The sequence below is a fragment of the Kitasatospora sp. NPDC058046 genome, from assembly GCF_042885595.1.
GTDB lineage: Bacteria > Actinomycetota > Actinomycetes > Streptomycetales > Streptomycetaceae > Kitasatospora.
Window position 1 is genome coordinate 121,810 of record NZ_JBHVRS010000018.1, and the last position, 14,546, is coordinate 136,355.

Consider the following 14,546-nt stretch of genomic DNA (forward strand, 5'->3'; position numbering starts at 1 on the left):
AGGAGGGTTGCGAAGGCCATGGGCACATCATGCCGTGGCCGCGCCCGGGGCTCGCCGCCGGGGCGCCGTCGCCGCCGCCTGCCTCCCACCCCGGCCCCCACCCGCAACCCAGGCCCCCTCGCCCCCACCCGGTCCTGTCCGGCCCGCTCCGGCGGGGCCCCGGGCGCCACCCACGGCAGCCGGAGGCGGTCCGGTACGTTGACGAACCGTCAGTTCGTGCTCCCGGACGGCACGTTCGCGAAGGCGGAGGAACCGGAATGATCGACAGGCGCACCTTCACCAGGGCCGTCGGACTCGGCGCGGGCACCACCGCGCTGTCCCTGGCCGCCCCGCCGCCGGCCGCCGGGGTTGCCGGGGCCGCCGGGGTTGCCGGGGTTGCCGCCCCCGCTGGTCCGGCCGGGTCCCCCGTGCCCGGCCGGACCGGTTTCTCCCGCCTGGCCCGGGTCCGGGCAGGCGTGCTCGATGTCGGCTACGCCGAGGACGGGCCGGCCGACGGCCCCGCCGTGATCTGCCTGCACGGCTGGCCGTACGACATCCACAGCTACGTCGACGTCGCCCCGCTGCTCGCCGCCCGGGGCTACCGCGTGATCGTCCCCTACCTGCGCGGCCACGGCAGCACCCGCTTCCTGTCCGACCGCACGGTGCGCAACGCCCAGCAGTCCGCCGTCGCCCTCGACGTGCTCGCCCTGATGGACGCGCTGGGCGTCCGGCGGGCCGTGCTGGCCGGCTTCGACTGGGGCTCGCGCACCGCCGACGTCATCGCCGCGCTGTGGCCCGAGCGGGTCAGGGCCCTGGTCTCGGTCGGCGGCTACCTGATCACCGACGTCGAGGCGCAGAAGGAGCCGCTGGCACCCGCCGCCGAGCACACCTGGTGGTACCAGTTCTACTTCGCCACCGAACGCGGGCGCCTCGCCATGGAGGACCGGGACAGGCGCCGCGAGCTGTGTCGCCTGGTGTGGCGGCAGGTCTCGCCGACCTGGGCCTTCGACGACGCCGTCTTCGAGCGCACCGCCGCCGCCTTCGACAACCCCGACTACGCGGCGATCGTCATCCACAACTACCGCTGGCGCCTGGGCCTGGCCGACGGCGAGCGCCGCTACGACCAGCTGGAGCACCGGCTCGCCGCCCGCCCCCGGATCGCCGTGCCCACCGTCACCCTCGACCCCGGCCGCGACCCCTTCACCGCCCCCGGCGACGGCGCCTCCTACCGCGACCTCTTCACCGGGCCGTACCTCCACCGCACCCTGCCCGAGGTCGGCCACAACGTCCCCCAGGAGGCACCCGAGGCCTTCGCCCGGGCCGTCCTGGACGCCGACCGCCTCTGACGGACGGGCAGCCGCCCGCCGGGGCTGCGTCGGGCCGGGCTGCGTCGGGCCGGGTCTCGCGGCTTCGTGGGGGAGAAGCCGCGAGACCCGGTCACCGGCGGCCGTCCGGTCGTCCGGCCGTCAACCGGACGTCGTCCACCGCTGCTCGGAGCCGCCGGTGCAGGGCCACTGGACGACCGGGGCGCCCGGCGTCGTGCTCGAACCGCCGACCGCGGCGCACAGGCCGCTCGCCCGGTTGCTGATCTGCGCGAAGCCCGTGTCCGGGTTCGAGCCGAAGTACCAGGTCTGCTCCGGCCCCTTGTCGCAGCCGTACTGGATCAGCTGGACGCCGGCGTTCGGTGAACTCGCCGGATCGGCCAGGCACTTGCCGCTGTTCTTGTTCACGATCTCGTAGCCGCCACCGGAGTTCGGCATCGGGTAGAGGCCCCAGTACTGCTCGGCGCCGCCGTAGCAGGACCACTGGATGATCCCGGCCCCGCCCGCCGTACTCCCGGCCCCGACCGACAGGCAGTGCTGGCTGTTGTAGTTCCAGAGCTCCACGATCTCCCCGTCCCTGACCGAGGGGGACGAGGCTCCGCCGCCCTGCCCCGTCGCGGTCGGCGCCGACGCCGAGGCCGGCGTCGCCCCGACGGCGAACGCGAGCGCGGCGAGGAGCCCGAGGGCCCCCGTGCCGAGCCTCGTCCGGGGGCGGGCCGCTGTGCTGTGGCCGGTGGTTGGCATGGGTGGTCTCCTCCGGGTCGGCGTCACGCGGTGCGGATGTCCCACCACTGCTGGGACTGGAAGTTCTTGACCCACAGCTGGGTCTGGGCGCCGTTGCCGGCGACGTTGATGTCGCGGTCCAGCACGGTGTTGTTGCCGTTGTTGTAGCGGACGTTGTAGATGGCCAGGTCCCCGGACGGGTGGTACCACTTCTGCTGGGTGGTGCCGTTGCACTGCCACAGCTGCACCCGGGTGCCGTTGCCGCCGCCGCCGTTGGTGTCGGCGTCCAGGCACATGCCCGGGAACCGCACGTTCTCCAGGCTGCCGTCGGTGGACAGGAACCACTCCTGCTGGGCGGTGCCGTTGCACCCCCACACCTGCACCCGGGTGCCGTTGCCGCCGTTGGTGGCGTCGGCGTCCAGGCACTGGCCGGTGGTCCCCCGGTACAGGCTGTAGATCCGGACGTAGAGGCCGGCGGTGAGCGCGCCGGCCTGGGCGCCCGCCTGGGTGCCGGGCGCCTGGCCCTGGCTCCAGACCACGTGACCGGCACCACCGGTACCACCGGCGGACCCGGCGCCCTGGGCGGACGCCGCGCCGGTGGCGCCGACGACGAGGGCTGCCGTGGCGACGGCGACGGCGGCCAGCTTCTTGTGAACGATCACGGGTCCTGTTCCTCTCGGGGCTGGACTGTGCGGTGAATCCAGCAAACGCCAAGCCGATCGACCGATCGAATGATTCGATTTCTTTCGAAGGGGCTGGCGAAGGGGGAGCGCGCGTGATCCGGATCCGCCTGGGGGCCCGGGGGTTGGGGGGCGTCAGGTTCGCGGTCTCACCGGTGGGCGCGGCGAAGGACCTGCTGCGCCTCGTCGGCTTCAGCCCGGGCACGCTCACCCCGCAGTGGCGGGCCAGGGCGACGGAGGCGCTGTCCCGCAACCGGCTGGGGCTGCTGGCCGTGGTCGGCGGGGGCGGTCCGCTCGGGTACGCGCCGGACTTCATCCGGCCGGAGCCCCCGGCGTTCCTGACCGACATCGACACGGCGCTGCACCAGATCGCGACGACCCCGCGGGAGCGGGTCCACTACGAACTGGCGGGAGCCGTCAACGGGCACGCGTGGGACCGGGGTTCCGGCCACCCGCCGCCGCGGCAGCTGCTGCGGGCCCTGGAGCGGGGGGAGGAGTACGTCGCGCGCCGCCTCGCCGACGAGATGGCGCGGTTCTGGCACGGGGCACTGGCGACGTCGTGGCCGGGGATCCGGGCCAGGCTGGAGGCCGACGTCACCGCGCGGGCGTCGGAGATCGCCCGGTCCGGGCTCGCCGAGGCGCTCAACCACCTGGCGCCGAACCTGGAGTGGCGCGAGGGCGAGCTGATCGTGCACCTGCGGACGGGCAGCATCCACCGGCTGACGGTGGACGCGGACGGGGTGATCCTGACACCGAGCGTCTTCGTCGACTGGGCGCTGTTCTGCGCGGGCGAGCCGCCCGGCGTGCCGGCCCCGCGCACCCCGCTGATCGTCTACCCGGCCGGGCCGGCGGACTGCCTGGCGCCCGAGCGGGACCACCCGCTGATCGGCGCGATGCGGCGCAGGCTGCTGGCGGAGCTGAGCCAGCCGCGTTCCACGACGGAGCTCGCGCAGCGGCTGTACCTGAGCCCGGCCACGGCCTCCTACCATCTGCAGATCCTCCACCGGGCCGGCCTCGTGAGCCGCACCCGGCAGTCCCGGCACGTCCTCTACCAGCGGCTCGGCGGAGCGGTGTAGACGTACGCCCGGTCGCGCCCCCGCCCGGTCGCGCCCCCGCCCGGGGGAGGGCGAGGGGCGCGGAGTGGGAAGTCGGCCGGGCCGACTTCCCACTCCGGTCAGTGCGGCGCCGGTACGGGGTTGTCCGGCCTGTCCAGCCACACCGTCTGCCCCTCGGGCGTGGCGGTGAGCCCGAACCGGTCGAAGCCGGGCTGCCCCCGGCGACGCCACCAGCGCCAGGCCGCCTCCACCTCGTCCCACAGGCCGCGGGGGCCGGACTGCACCACCTCGTAGGCGGTCCGGCCGGGCTCCCAGTCGGCGGTGGCCCAGGACGTGACGGCCGTGTCGTGGAGCCACAGCGTGTACGTGCCGTCGGCGTACCGCTCGGTCAGCGGGAACGCGCCGGGCACCTGCACGCCGATGGCGAACATGGCCGGCCACCCGCCGACGGCGTCGGGGGAGAGGGCCGTCGACGAGACCGCCCCGTCGGCCGGCCACGGCCCGGACAGGTACTCCAGGCTGCCGGGCCGAACGGTCCGCTGCCGGCGCAGCCGCATGAAGGCGGACGACCTGACGAACCGGCCGCTCGCCGTGCCGTCGTCACCGACCGTGAGCCGGACGACGGCCTCCCCGCCGTACTCGGGCGCCCACGGGGCGACGATCACGGCGCCGGGCCGGGACTGCTCGATCCAGGCGTACGGAATCCGGTGGACCGAACAGGTGGCGATCATCCGGTCGAACGGCGGGCCGTCGGCGAAGCCCTCCGAGCCGTCGCCCACCACGAGCCGGGGCCGGTACCCGGCGCGGGCGAGCCGGTGCCGTGCGGCGGCCGCGCTGTCCTCGTCCACCTCGACCGAGACGACGTTCCCGGCCCCCGCGCGGTGGGAGAGCAGAGCGGCGTTCCACCCGGTGCCGGTGCCGATCTCCAGCACCCGGTCGCCGTCCGCCACGCCCAGGGCGGCGAGCATGGAGAACACCATGGTCGGCATGGAGCTGGAGGAGGTGGGCACGGTGCCGCGGTCGAACCCGCTGTGCTCGCCGTCGTCCCACTGCGTGGTGAGCGGCGCGTCGGAGTAGACGGCGCCCAACCACCCGTCCGGATCGGCGAAGCGGTGCACGGACTCGCCCTGGCGCACCCCGTCCGCCCGGCCCGGCCAGATCAGGTCAGGGACGAACCAGTGGCGCGGAACGGCGTGGTACGACGCCAGCCAGTCGGGGGCGAGGGACCCGTTCGCGATGAGCGCGGAGGCCAGCCTGGCCCGGCCGGCCTCCGCTTCGTGTCGGTCGCTCATGCCTCAGTGCCCGGACGCCGGGCCGCTGCCGTCCGAGGTGTTCCCGCCCTCGTCGCTGCCGCCGCCACCGTGCTTGTTGCCGCTGCTGGAGTCGTCCTGCTGACCGCCGCCCTGGCCGTTGCCCTGGCCGCCACCGTGCTTGCCACCGTCGAACTCGGGCATGCGCTTCCCCTTTTTGCTGTCGGTCAACTCCCGTGCTGATCACGGGTGTCAGTGAGCACGTTAGGCGTGTCCGATTCGAGGGCGGGCGCGTGATTCTCGGGTATTCGAGCCGCTGGGATTCCTCACCCGTCCCCGAGAGCCCGGCGGCACCGCGCGACGACCCGGTGGGCGTCGGCGCCGTAGACGGCGGAGTCGGCCAGCGTGTCCCAGACGCGCCGGTACAGCGCCACGTTGTCCGGCTGGTCGAGCCAGAGCTCGGCGTGCCAGTCCTCGACGACGACGAGCCGGTCGTCGTGGATCCAGAAGCCGTTGGCCGGCGGCAAGGTGAGCGAGGCCTCGAACGGGACGATGCCCAGGGAGACGGTGTCCAGCCCGATCACGCCGCTGAGCCGGTCGAGTTGGGCGGCCATCACGGCCGGGGGGCAGATCAGACCGCGCAGCGCGGATTCCCACATGACGATGTGGTACTTCCGGCCCGGCCGGTACAGGCTCTCCTGCCTCTGGACGCGGGCGCGTACGGCTTCCTCGACGTCGCGCGGTGACCGGTGGAGGTCGACGAATGCGCTGAAGACGTGCCGGGCGTAGTCGGGCGTCTGGAGCATGCCGGCGACCATGGCGCCCTCCCACGCGCGCATGACCGTCGAGCGGTCGTGCTCGGCGGTCAGCGTGTCCTGCACCGGCTTGTGCCCGGCGGCCAACTGCCGCCGCCAGGAGCGGGTCCCTGACTCGAAGGCGCGCAACCTCGCCGACAGCTCGGCCGCCGCTCCGGGTTGCCCGACGCCTTCGGCCCCGGCTTCGATCTCGTCGTAGCCGACCGGCGCACGCTCCTGGTTCAGGCTCACAGTCGTCCCCCTTAAGGTCGGTCGGTCTTACCCGGAACGCCCGGGTAACCATGTTGAGCGAGTATCGGATTCGTGATTCTCGACTATGTGGACCACGAGAGTGAGGCACTGTCAGAAGAATCGGCGAGTCTCGCGAGGGTGCCGCGATGCGAGGAGCCATGGCGGTTCGGAGACGTCTGAGAATAATCGAGAATCATCCATGATGCAGAGCAAGTTGGCGTAGATCATGAGGTCTTCCGAGCTCTCGGACAGGAGAAGGACCATGGCAAGGCGGCTGCAAGTAGTGGGTAGCACCTCTGGTGTCGGGGACTGTCCGACGCTGTACGAGGACATGGACACCGGCGAGGTGCTGGTGCAGGGATACGCGGTGACGGACCCGGAGGATGTGGCGCAACTCAAGTACGTGAAGGAGGATGAAGGCTTCGTAGTCGTGCCTCGCGAACTGCTCGTGAGGTTCGCGCCGAGGGAGTCGACGACCGTGCCGGAGTTCGTGCCGCAGCAGAGGATCACCGAGTTCATCAACGATGGCTTCGAGCACACCGCGTGGCGGCTGGAGACGAGGACCGGCTATCTGTCCGACAAGCAGATGCCCTCCTACTCCGAGTTCCTCCGCAGCGGAGACACCGATGGCGAGGTCGGGCACCCCTGGTTCGAGAACGTGCGCCGCATGGTCGACAAGGGCAAGCGGTTCGAGCGGGTCCGGCTGGTGGACAACCCGCCGACCGAAGGGCAGCGGTACCTGCTGGCGTGCGCCCGAACCAACGTGGCGGCCGGTGAGGACATCCGGTACATGTGGCGCTCGGACGCCGACGCCGCCGGGCTGGCCGGGCTATCGGACTTCTGGCTCTTCGACTCCCGCACGGTCGCGCGCTTTCACTTCGAAGGGGAGCGCACCGTCGGCATGGAACTGGTCACCGACCCGTTGGAGGTCCTTCGCGCCTGCCAGGCCCGTGACGCCGCCTGGCACCACGCGGTGCGCTACGCGGAGTTCCGGGCTCAGGTAGTTTCCGCTATGTGAGCACCGACTTTCAGCAGGCACGGGTTGCTCTCGGTGCCCGGATGCGTGAACTCCGCACCGAGAGCGGCTTGTCCGGCCGCGCCCTGGCCGCGCTGTTGGGTTGGCCGCAGTCCAAGGTCAGCAAGTTGGAGAATGGAAGGCAGTCGCCCGGCACAGTGGATCTGGTCGCGTGGGCGGAGGCCGTCGGCAGGCCTGACGCCGCTGCCGAACTCGTGGGCCGACTACGGACGCTGGAGACGCAGTACCGGTCGTGGAGGCGCCAGCTCGCGGGTGGCGCGCGACCCGTGCAGGAGGCGCATGCCGCGCAGGGAAAGAAGACCGGGCATCGTCAGTCGTTCGATCCGACTCTCATTCCCGGCCTGCTGCAGACGGCTGAGTACGCTCGGGCGGTCCTCGCCCGGTACACCAGGGTTCATCCCTCGATCCGTGATGTCGAGGCGGCGGTGGCGGCTCGGATGGAGCGCCAGAGGGTGCTCGCCGATCGCTCGCGTTCGTTCCACTTCCTGGTGTGGGAAGGGGCGCTCCTGTCCCGTCTCTGCTCGCCGGCCGTGATGGCCGCCCAGATGAAGGCTTTGATGCCGTGGCTGGCGGGTGGGAACGTTCGGTTGGGAATCGTTCCTTTCGAAGCCGATCTGCAAGTGCCTGCGGGAGTCGGGTTCTCGATCCATGACGGCACGTTGGTGATCACCGAGTCCTGGCACGCGGAGATGTGGCTGGACGATCCGGCGGACGTCGCGCTCCACATCCGGGCATGGGACGCGCTGGCGGAGAGCGCCGTGTACGGTCCGGCGGCACACCGGGTGATCGTCAGGTCCTGGCGGGTGCCGCGTGATGATCACTGAGGAAGCAGGGGCCCTCTGTCGGCGGGCCCTTGCGGAGCGCAAGGATCCGCCGGGCGGCGAACAACGGTCCCCGGCGCCGGGGACGACGGCGTCGGAGCGGTTCCGGTGGGGTGTCTGCGCAGGAAGTCGGGCGGGCCGACTTCCTGCGCACAGGGTTCAGGCGTGGTGGTCGAACTCGCCGGCCTTGATGCCGTGGAGGAGAGAGGCGAGGGCGATGGGGGTGGTACGGAGGGTGAGGTGGCCCTCGTCGGACTCGCGGAGTTCGACAGCGCCGCTCACCGTACGGACCTCCACACACTCATTGGTCGCGCCGCTGTAGCTGGACTTCTGCCAGTGGGACTCAGGCATTGCTGTTCTCCGCTTCCTTCCTGGCAGATTGAATGAGGTCCCGCGACTTCTCCTGGGAGAGTGCCAGGTCGTCCAAGCGATCGAAGATGGTTCGATGCATGGCCAGGTCTGCTGGGGAGTCGAAGAACAGGACGCCTTGGGCAACATCCATCTGGACAGTGTCCAGCTCGGGAATCGGCCCTCTGGCGAACGTGAGGTTCTCGGAAGCGCCTGGGAATGTGGCGACAGCGAATGGCACTACACGGATCAAGATCCCCGGGTGCTCGGAGTCTTTGAGGAGCGCATCGAGCTGCTCGGCAAGGACCTTGGGACCACCAAACTGCATCCGCAGCGCGGCTTCATGGACGAACGCCTGGAGTCGAGTCTTGCCCGAGCGAACTATCTGCTGCCGTTGCACGCGGAAGGCGGTGCGGAGGTCGATCTCCGCATGGGACAGCGGGGGACAGACCCGCGTGAAGACTGCGGAGGCATAGGCGCCGGTCTGCAGCAAGCCCGGGATGTAGGTGGTCGTGCAGGTGGAGAGTGCCGTGGCATAGCTCTCGATCTCTGCGACTTCGAGGAAGTCTCCCGTCAGGACTTCGCGATACTCCTCCCACCAACCTCGCCCACGCTCGCCGATCATCTCGGCGAGGGCGTCGACCAGCGGGGGATTGGCGCAATGGCATGCAGTGGCGATGGTGCGGAGACGGTCGACACTGATGCCGATTCGTCCTGATTCCATCTGAGTGACCTGAGCCGGACTCATTCCGACAATACGGCCCAACTCTGAGCCACCGTAGCCAGCCCGTTCGCGCATTCTCCGCAGCTCAGTGCCAAGCCTGCGTTGACGGAGCGTTGGGTTCGATCGTGGCGGCATGGCTTCCTTCCAGGCGTGCGTGTGGCCAGTGTGCCGCGCGCGTCGAGCGGCGGTCCACCAGTTACCACCCTAGGGTGAACTTCCCCCAAGAGTGGAAAATTGGATACTGGCCTGCGCTAGGGTCGATCTCACATCGATCCGACGGATCGTCAGTAACGCCTGCTAGCAAGCACCGCAGAGCAGCCATGTCCTTCTCCACCGGCCTGGCTCACGGCGACACATGTTCCGCCGGTTCCCCCTCACTCACGCCTCGGGAGAACTCCCATGCGTCACATCAATACCCCCACCATCGCGGTCGCGCGGCAGACGCTCCGCAACACCATGACCCGCGTCGGCTGGCCCGCCTCCCCGATCTTCGACGCGCAGCTCGCGCTCTGCGAGCTGCTCGTCAACGCCTGGCGGCACACCGAAACCCCCGCGCCGCTGGTCGAGATCATCTCCGAGGGGGACGTCCTCCGGGTCTCCGTCACGGACGAGAGCCCCGTCCTGCCCTCCAGCCCGCCGCTGTCCCTGCTCGCCGAGTCCGGCCGGGGCCTCCAGCTCGTCGCCGCCCTCACCCACGGCTGGGGCGTCGACCCGCACGAGCGTGCCAAATCCGTCTGGTTCGAGCTGCGGAAGGGCGCCGTCTGATGATCTACCGTCCCGGCCGTCACCCGATGCTGCCGACCGACCCCCGGATCCGCTACTACACCGAGGACCACATCAGCGCCCTCCTGGACGAAGTCGTGGAGCGGGGACGCGAGTTCGGCCTGATCTTCCCCTCGATCGGCACCGACCGGACCATGGACGGCCGCGTCCTCGTCCGCTTCAACACGGCGCCGGCGTCGACCCTCCTGAACCTCCTCACCCTGCTCCTCGACGCCGAGCGCAGGACCTCGTGCGATACCTGATCGGGACGGCCTTCGCCGTCCTCCTCGCCCTCGCGACCGCCATCGTCGCCCTGGGCGTCGTCACCACCCTCCGCGCGGCCCCGCCGCCCGACGAGGACGCCTGACCCCGCCAGCCCCCGCCGCCCACGCGCCGGGGGCTGCGGCACTGCTTCCTTCACGCCCTTGGCGGCCCTTCACCGGAGGGCCGTGATCCAGTTCATCCCCCCGGCCGGACAGTGAGGTCAACGGCGGTTCGTGAGCAGTCGGCCAGGGCGCGGTGCTCGGCGGTGCATCCGGAGATGCGCGACGGCTGCACGCTGGACGACCCCGAGTTCATCGCCTGGCAGCAGGGCAGGTGGCTCGATCCGGCGGACCGCGAGTCCTGGTGGCGGTCGCGGCTGGACGTGGTGGCCGAGGCGACCGGCCGTGGGGTCGCCGTGCGCCGACTGCGTGTCGTCCCCGAGCCGGTGGCCGACTACATCCGGTACGAGTACGCCGTGACGTTCCCGAACATCGCGGCGGGGGAGGACGTGTGGTGGCTGCCGCGTTCCCGCGCCGGCGACCTGCTCCTGCCCGGCCTGGACGGCTGGGTCATGGACGACGAGGTGGTGATCCTGCACCACTTCGCCGGGAACGGGCAGTGGGCCGAGGCCGGTATGGAGGTCCGGACCGATCCGGACCTGGCCCAGCGGTACCTGGCGGCCTACGAGGTCGCATGGGAACGGGCGACGCCGCACGCGGACTACCGTCCCGCCTGACCGACCGACCGTCCATGGCCGTCCCGGCATCAGCCCCTGCCACCCCGGTAGCGACTCGCACGGACCGGGAAGATCCAAGCGCCCGCCCGGTGGAGGTGGCGCGGGAGGTGGGCGGGGCCGGCCGAGGGCGGGGGGAAATCCGGTTGCCGCGGGGCGCCGTCCCGATCATGATCTCCCGCATGGACTTTTGATGACTGCCACGTAGTACGTACCTGTCGCGCGATCGACCTCGGAGCCTGACGAACCGGCCCCGGGGCGATCGGTCGCGCCCCTCGTGAGCATCCGTCAGAGAGCGGGAGCCGCCGACTGAGTTCGGCATGCCCTCCTGCTGAGTCCTGAAAGACCCCACACACATGAATACCGACCGCAAGGCCCTGTGGGCCGTGCGTCAGTCCGCCCTGCCCACCGTCGTCCGGCCCTGCCCGGACTGCCCCGGCACGCGGCACCGCGCCTCGGGGAAGATCCGCGTCAACGCGAACGGCAAGCTGCTCGACGTCTGGCTGCTGCTGAGCTGCGCGACGTGCGACCGGACCTCGAAGGCGCCCGTCCACGAGCGCGCCCACGTCTCGATGCTGGAGCCGGCCCGGCTGGTGGCGTACGAGACCAACGACCCGGCAGCGGTACGGGAGTTGGTGATGAGCGCGTCGCTCGCGGCGAAGAACCGGTACCGGCTCGACTGGACCGGGACGTGGGAGCTGGAGACCCGCATGCCGCTGTACGCGCTCGACGACCCGAACCCGCTCCCGGTGCGGGTGCGCTTCGAGCTGCCCGCGCCGGTCCGGGTGGAGCGGCTGCTCCAGCTCGGTCTCGGCCTGAGCCGGGCCGAGGTGCGCCGCCTGGTCGCGGACGGCCGGATCCGCCTGCCGTTCGCGCCGGACGCCAAGGCGCACCAGGACTTCGAACTCACCATCCACGGCCCCGGTTCCGTCGACGCGGCCAAACACGCGAAGTCCCCCGACGCGCCCGCCGCCGAACCCACCGCCCCGGCCCGGACCGGGCTGCCGCCCGCACCCGGCAGGGAGTTCCCACGCCGGGCCGCGGCGGCCGGCAGTATCTGATAGGTCGGGCGGACGGCCTGCTCGCGATGGACGAGGAGGCCGCCGACACCGTCCGCGTCCCCGATCCGGCCCGCCCGCGTCCCGCGCGGGCGGGCCGGCCGCGGCAGCGGTCAAGGCCGCGGGATTCTTCCTCGGCTGATCGTCGGGGACGGGCAGCGCGGGCCGGCTCAGAACCGGTGCATGCAGTACAGGCCGCCGTAGTAGGGCGTGAGGTCGAGCCCGGAGCTCGAGTAGACGTCGGGGATGTGTTCCGGGACGCTCCACTCGTCGCCGAGTTCGTGGAGCCGGGTCCACCAGAGCGATCCGTAGTAGGCGTTCTCGTAGACGAAGTAGACGCAGTACAGGTAGTCGTTGAACCGGGCGATGGCGGGCCGGTAGCCGGTGCGGATCGGGTTCCCGTCGGTGTCCACCATGGGCTCGTCGGAACTCCACTCGTCCGTCTCGCTGTTGTAGGTGATGAGGTACAGCTCGTCCCCGCCGCGGTCGTGCACGCAGTACAGGTCGTTCTTGAAGCGTTCGACGACGGGTGCCCGGGCGACCTCGATGTCGCCGGGGACCAGCCGGTCGGTGCCCCAGGTCGCGGTGGCGGTGTCGTGGGTGATCCACCGCAGGAAGCCGTCCTCGTCGTCGTGCACGCAGTACAGGAGGCCGTCGTAGACGGTGGTCGCGGCCGGGTTGGTCGACCGGACCGCGACGTCCCGGTCGTCCTCCACCGGCCGGTGCGGGGACCAACCATGCTCGGGGCCCTCCGAGTTGTAGCGCGTCCACCACAGGCGGGCGTCGTCCTCGGTGCGGTGGTTCACGCAGTACAGGAAGTCGTTGGCGTGCTGCACCGCGACCTGGTCGGACGCGAGCACGTAGTTGCCCTCGACGTCGTTGACGAAGAGCCTGGTGTACCAGGTGTCGTCCTCCTTCTGGTAGCGGTTGCACATCATCTGGAAGGGTTTCCAGCCGCCCGTGCCGAGGGACCAGAGCGAGTCCTTGTACACGTCGATGCCGGGACCGAAGGGGACGCTGCTGGTGGTGCCCCGTTCCTTCGACCAGCCGGTCTCGGGGTCGTAGACCGTCCACCGCATGTAGTTGCGCTCAGAGGTCCGTTGCCACCGCTTCCCCCCGCCGGCGTCGAACCGGCGGACGGGCTCGCGCCCGGACCCGGTGGGCGCGTCGTCGGCGTCCCGCTCGTGGGCGAGCCGGCCGTTGAGGTAGGTGGCCAGGACGGCGCGGTCGTCCCCCATCAGCGCGAAGGTGAACAGGAGTTCGCCGAGGGAGCCGGCGTTGGAGGTGCGGGCGGAGAGCAGCGGGGTGGCGTCCGGGTCGAGGACGATGAAGTCGGCCTCGTGCCCCGGTTCCAGCGAGCCGACGAGGTGGTCGAGGCGCATCGCCGAGGCCGAGCCGACGGTCGCCAGGTAGAACAGCTTGACCCCGGTCATCGGGAAGTCCCGCAGGGCGCCGACCTTGTAGGCCTCGCCCGCGGTCTGGAGCAGGGAGAGGCTGGTGCCGCCGCCGACGTCGGAGCCGAGTCCGACCAGTACCCGCCGGAGGGGGTCGGTGGCGCGGGGCATGTCGAACAGGCCGGAGCCCAGGAAGAGGTTGGACGTCGGGCAGTGCGCGACGCCGCTGCCGGTCTCGTACAGGCGCTTCCACTCGCGCTCGGACAGGTGCACGGCGTGGGCGAAGACCGCGCCGGGGCCGAGCAGGCCGTACGTCTCGTAGACGTCGACGTAGTCCTCGCACTCCGGGAACAGCTGGTGGACCTTCGCCACCTCGGCCTGGTTCTCCGCCAGGTGGGTCTGCAGGAGCGTGCCGGGGTACTCCCGCCAGAGCTCCCCGGCCGCGCGCAGCATCCCGGGGGTGCAGGCGACGGCGAACCGCGGGGTGACGGCGTAGATGCTGCGGCCGACCCCGTGCCACCGTTCGATCAGCTCCCTGGACTGCTCGTAGCCCACCTCGGGGGAGGCGTCGAGCAGTTCGGGCGGGGCCGCGCACTCCTCGCTGTCCATCAGCACCTTGCCGGCCGCGAGCCGCATCCCGCGACCGACGCTCTCCGCGAACAGCGCGTCGACCGACTCCGGGTAGGTGGCGCAGTTGACCAGGGCCGTGGTCGTGCCGTTGCGCAGCAGCTCGTCGCAGAACAGGGCCGCGACGTCGCGGGCGTAGTCCGGGTCGGAGAACCGGGCCTCCTCCGGGAAGACGTCCGCTCTGAGCCAGTCCAGCAGTTGGTTGCCGTAGGCGGCGATGATCCGGGTCTGAACGTAGTGGACGTGGGTGCTGACGAGGCCCGGGAGGATCAGCTTGTCGCGGTAGTGGACGATCTTCGTGTCGGGTGGGAGGCCGCGCACGAGGTCGCCGTAGTCCCCGGCCGCGACGATCTTCCCGTCCTCGCAGACCAGCAGCCCATCCTCCACGTAGACGAGCGCGTCCCCGTCGTCCTCGCCCTCGGGCGTCAGGAACGGGTCGTCGCGGAACCACACCAGGCCGCCCCGGACGGCCGTCACCGCCGGGCGGCACCGGCCGGCCGCCCCGGCGGACGGTTCGCCGCCCGCTCGGGTGTCGCGGGTGTCGCCGAGGCGGTCGGGTCCGCCGGGTCCGTCGTCGGAGAACGCAGAGGTTCGCATGGGGCTCACTCCCAAGGGGGGTTGAGGCGGCCGCGAGGCCCGTCCGAGGCTCCGGACTCCCTGTGCTCCCCACCGGACAGCAGGCCGGACGTGTGCGGACCGATCGGCCGCGAGGCGACTGCGCTCC

General features: G+C 71.2%; 16 protein-coding genes. 8 read left to right on the forward strand and 8 right to left on the reverse strand.

Features of this window, described 5'->3' with window-relative positions; translation table 11 throughout:
- Positions 1–257: 257 nt before the first annotated feature.
- Complete coding sequence (locus ACFVU7_RS30685) at positions 258–1,325, forward strand: alpha/beta fold hydrolase (RefSeq protein WP_388048310.1); 1,068 nt, start codon at positions 258–260, stop codon at positions 1,323–1,325.
- Between the two features lie 120 nt (positions 1,326–1,445).
- On the opposite strand, the gene ACFVU7_RS30690 is transcribed toward ACFVU7_RS30685, so the two are convergent.
- Entirely contained in the window at positions 1,446–2,045 is a 600-nt protein-coding gene (locus tag ACFVU7_RS30690) for an RICIN domain-containing protein (RefSeq protein WP_380779403.1), read from the reverse strand.
- A 23-nt stretch (positions 2,046–2,068) separates the two neighbouring features.
- The gene (locus tag ACFVU7_RS30695; RefSeq protein WP_388048312.1) at positions 2,069–2,686 is read right to left on the reverse strand and encodes an RICIN domain-containing protein; all 618 of its coding nucleotides are present in this window, start codon (positions 2,684–2,686) and stop codon (positions 2,069–2,071) included.
- A 113-nt stretch (positions 2,687–2,799) separates the two neighbouring features.
- Between ACFVU7_RS30695 and ACFVU7_RS30700 the strand changes: the two genes are divergently transcribed.
- Positions 2,800–3,780 carry a helix-turn-helix domain-containing protein gene (locus ACFVU7_RS30700; RefSeq protein WP_388048314.1) on the forward strand — a complete coding sequence of 327 codons (981 nt, stop codon included), beginning with the start codon at positions 2,800–2,802 and terminating at the stop codon, positions 3,778–3,780.
- A 98-nt stretch (positions 3,781–3,878) separates the two neighbouring features.
- Here the strand turns inward: ACFVU7_RS30700 and ACFVU7_RS30705 are convergent, their stop codons facing one another.
- The 3 genes from ACFVU7_RS30705 to ACFVU7_RS30715 form a co-directional block, all read right to left on the reverse strand.
- Positions 3,879–5,051: a methyltransferase domain-containing protein gene (locus ACFVU7_RS30705; RefSeq protein WP_388048316.1), complete on the reverse strand. Its 1,173-nt coding sequence runs from the start codon at positions 5,049–5,051 to the stop codon at positions 3,879–3,881.
- 3 nt (positions 5,052–5,054) lie between these two features.
- On the reverse strand, positions 5,055–5,213 hold the full coding sequence (locus ACFVU7_RS30710; protein WP_181970350.1) for a hypothetical protein: 159 nt from the start codon (positions 5,211–5,213) through the stop codon (positions 5,055–5,057).
- 122 nt (positions 5,214–5,335) lie between these two features.
- Positions 5,336–6,055: a DUF5753 domain-containing protein gene (locus ACFVU7_RS30715; RefSeq protein ID WP_388048318.1), complete on the reverse strand. Its 720-nt coding sequence runs from the start codon at positions 6,053–6,055 to the stop codon at positions 5,336–5,338.
- Positions 6,056–6,317: 262 nt separating this feature from the next.
- On the opposite strand from ACFVU7_RS30715, the gene ACFVU7_RS30720 reads away from it, so the two are divergent.
- Both ACFVU7_RS30720 and ACFVU7_RS30725 read left to right on the forward strand, forming a co-directional pair.
- Entirely contained in the window at positions 6,318–7,073 is a 756-nt protein-coding gene (locus tag ACFVU7_RS30720) for a DUF6879 family protein (RefSeq protein ID WP_388048320.1), read from the forward strand.
- The gene (locus ACFVU7_RS30725; RefSeq protein WP_388048322.1) at positions 7,070–7,915 is read left to right on the forward strand and encodes a helix-turn-helix domain-containing protein; all 846 of its coding nucleotides are present in this window, start codon (positions 7,070–7,072) and stop codon (positions 7,913–7,915) included. Before ACFVU7_RS30720 ends, ACFVU7_RS30725 begins: the two co-directional genes overlap by 4 nt.
- A 156-nt stretch (positions 7,916–8,071) precedes the next feature.
- Here the strand turns inward: ACFVU7_RS30725 and ACFVU7_RS30730 are convergent, their stop codons facing one another.
- Entirely contained in the window at positions 8,072–8,263 is a 192-nt protein-coding gene (locus ACFVU7_RS30730; RefSeq protein ID WP_388048323.1) for a DUF397 domain-containing protein, read from the reverse strand.
- Positions 8,256–9,119 carry a helix-turn-helix transcriptional regulator gene (locus ACFVU7_RS30735; RefSeq protein WP_074005365.1) on the reverse strand — a complete coding sequence of 288 codons (864 nt, stop codon included), beginning with the start codon at positions 9,117–9,119 and terminating at the stop codon, positions 8,256–8,258. Before ACFVU7_RS30735 ends, ACFVU7_RS30730 begins: the two co-directional genes overlap by 8 nt.
- A gap of 264 nt (positions 9,120–9,383) precedes the next feature.
- Between ACFVU7_RS30735 and ACFVU7_RS30740 the strand changes: the two genes are divergently transcribed.
- The 4 genes from ACFVU7_RS30740 (at position 9,384) to ACFVU7_RS30755 (ending at position 11,804) form a co-directional block, all read left to right on the forward strand.
- On the forward strand, positions 9,384–9,749 hold the full coding sequence (locus ACFVU7_RS30740; protein ID WP_117484996.1) for an ATP-binding protein: 366 nt from the start codon (positions 9,384–9,386) through the stop codon (positions 9,747–9,749).
- The gene (locus ACFVU7_RS30745; RefSeq protein WP_049649547.1) at positions 9,749–10,009 is read left to right on the forward strand and encodes a hypothetical protein; all 261 of its coding nucleotides are present in this window, start codon (positions 9,749–9,751) and stop codon (positions 10,007–10,009) included. The genes ACFVU7_RS30740 and ACFVU7_RS30745 overlap by 1 nt, the downstream gene beginning before the upstream one ends.
- A 215-nt stretch (positions 10,010–10,224) precedes the next feature.
- On the forward strand, positions 10,225–10,746 hold the full coding sequence (locus tag ACFVU7_RS30750; protein WP_388048325.1) for a DUF6879 family protein: 522 nt from the start codon (positions 10,225–10,227) through the stop codon (positions 10,744–10,746).
- Between the two features lie 353 nt (positions 10,747–11,099).
- Positions 11,100–11,804 carry a DUF1062 domain-containing protein gene (locus tag ACFVU7_RS30755; protein WP_388048327.1) on the forward strand — a complete coding sequence of 235 codons (705 nt, stop codon included), beginning with the start codon at positions 11,100–11,102 and terminating at the stop codon, positions 11,802–11,804.
- 167 nt (positions 11,805–11,971) lie between these two features.
- Here the strand turns inward: ACFVU7_RS30755 and guaD are convergent, their stop codons facing one another.
- Positions 11,972–14,419, reverse strand: coding sequence for a guanine deaminase (gene guaD, locus ACFVU7_RS30760; protein ID WP_388048329.1), 2,448 nt, complete (start codon positions 14,417–14,419; stop codon positions 11,972–11,974).
- Positions 14,420–14,546: the final 127 nt, after the last annotated feature.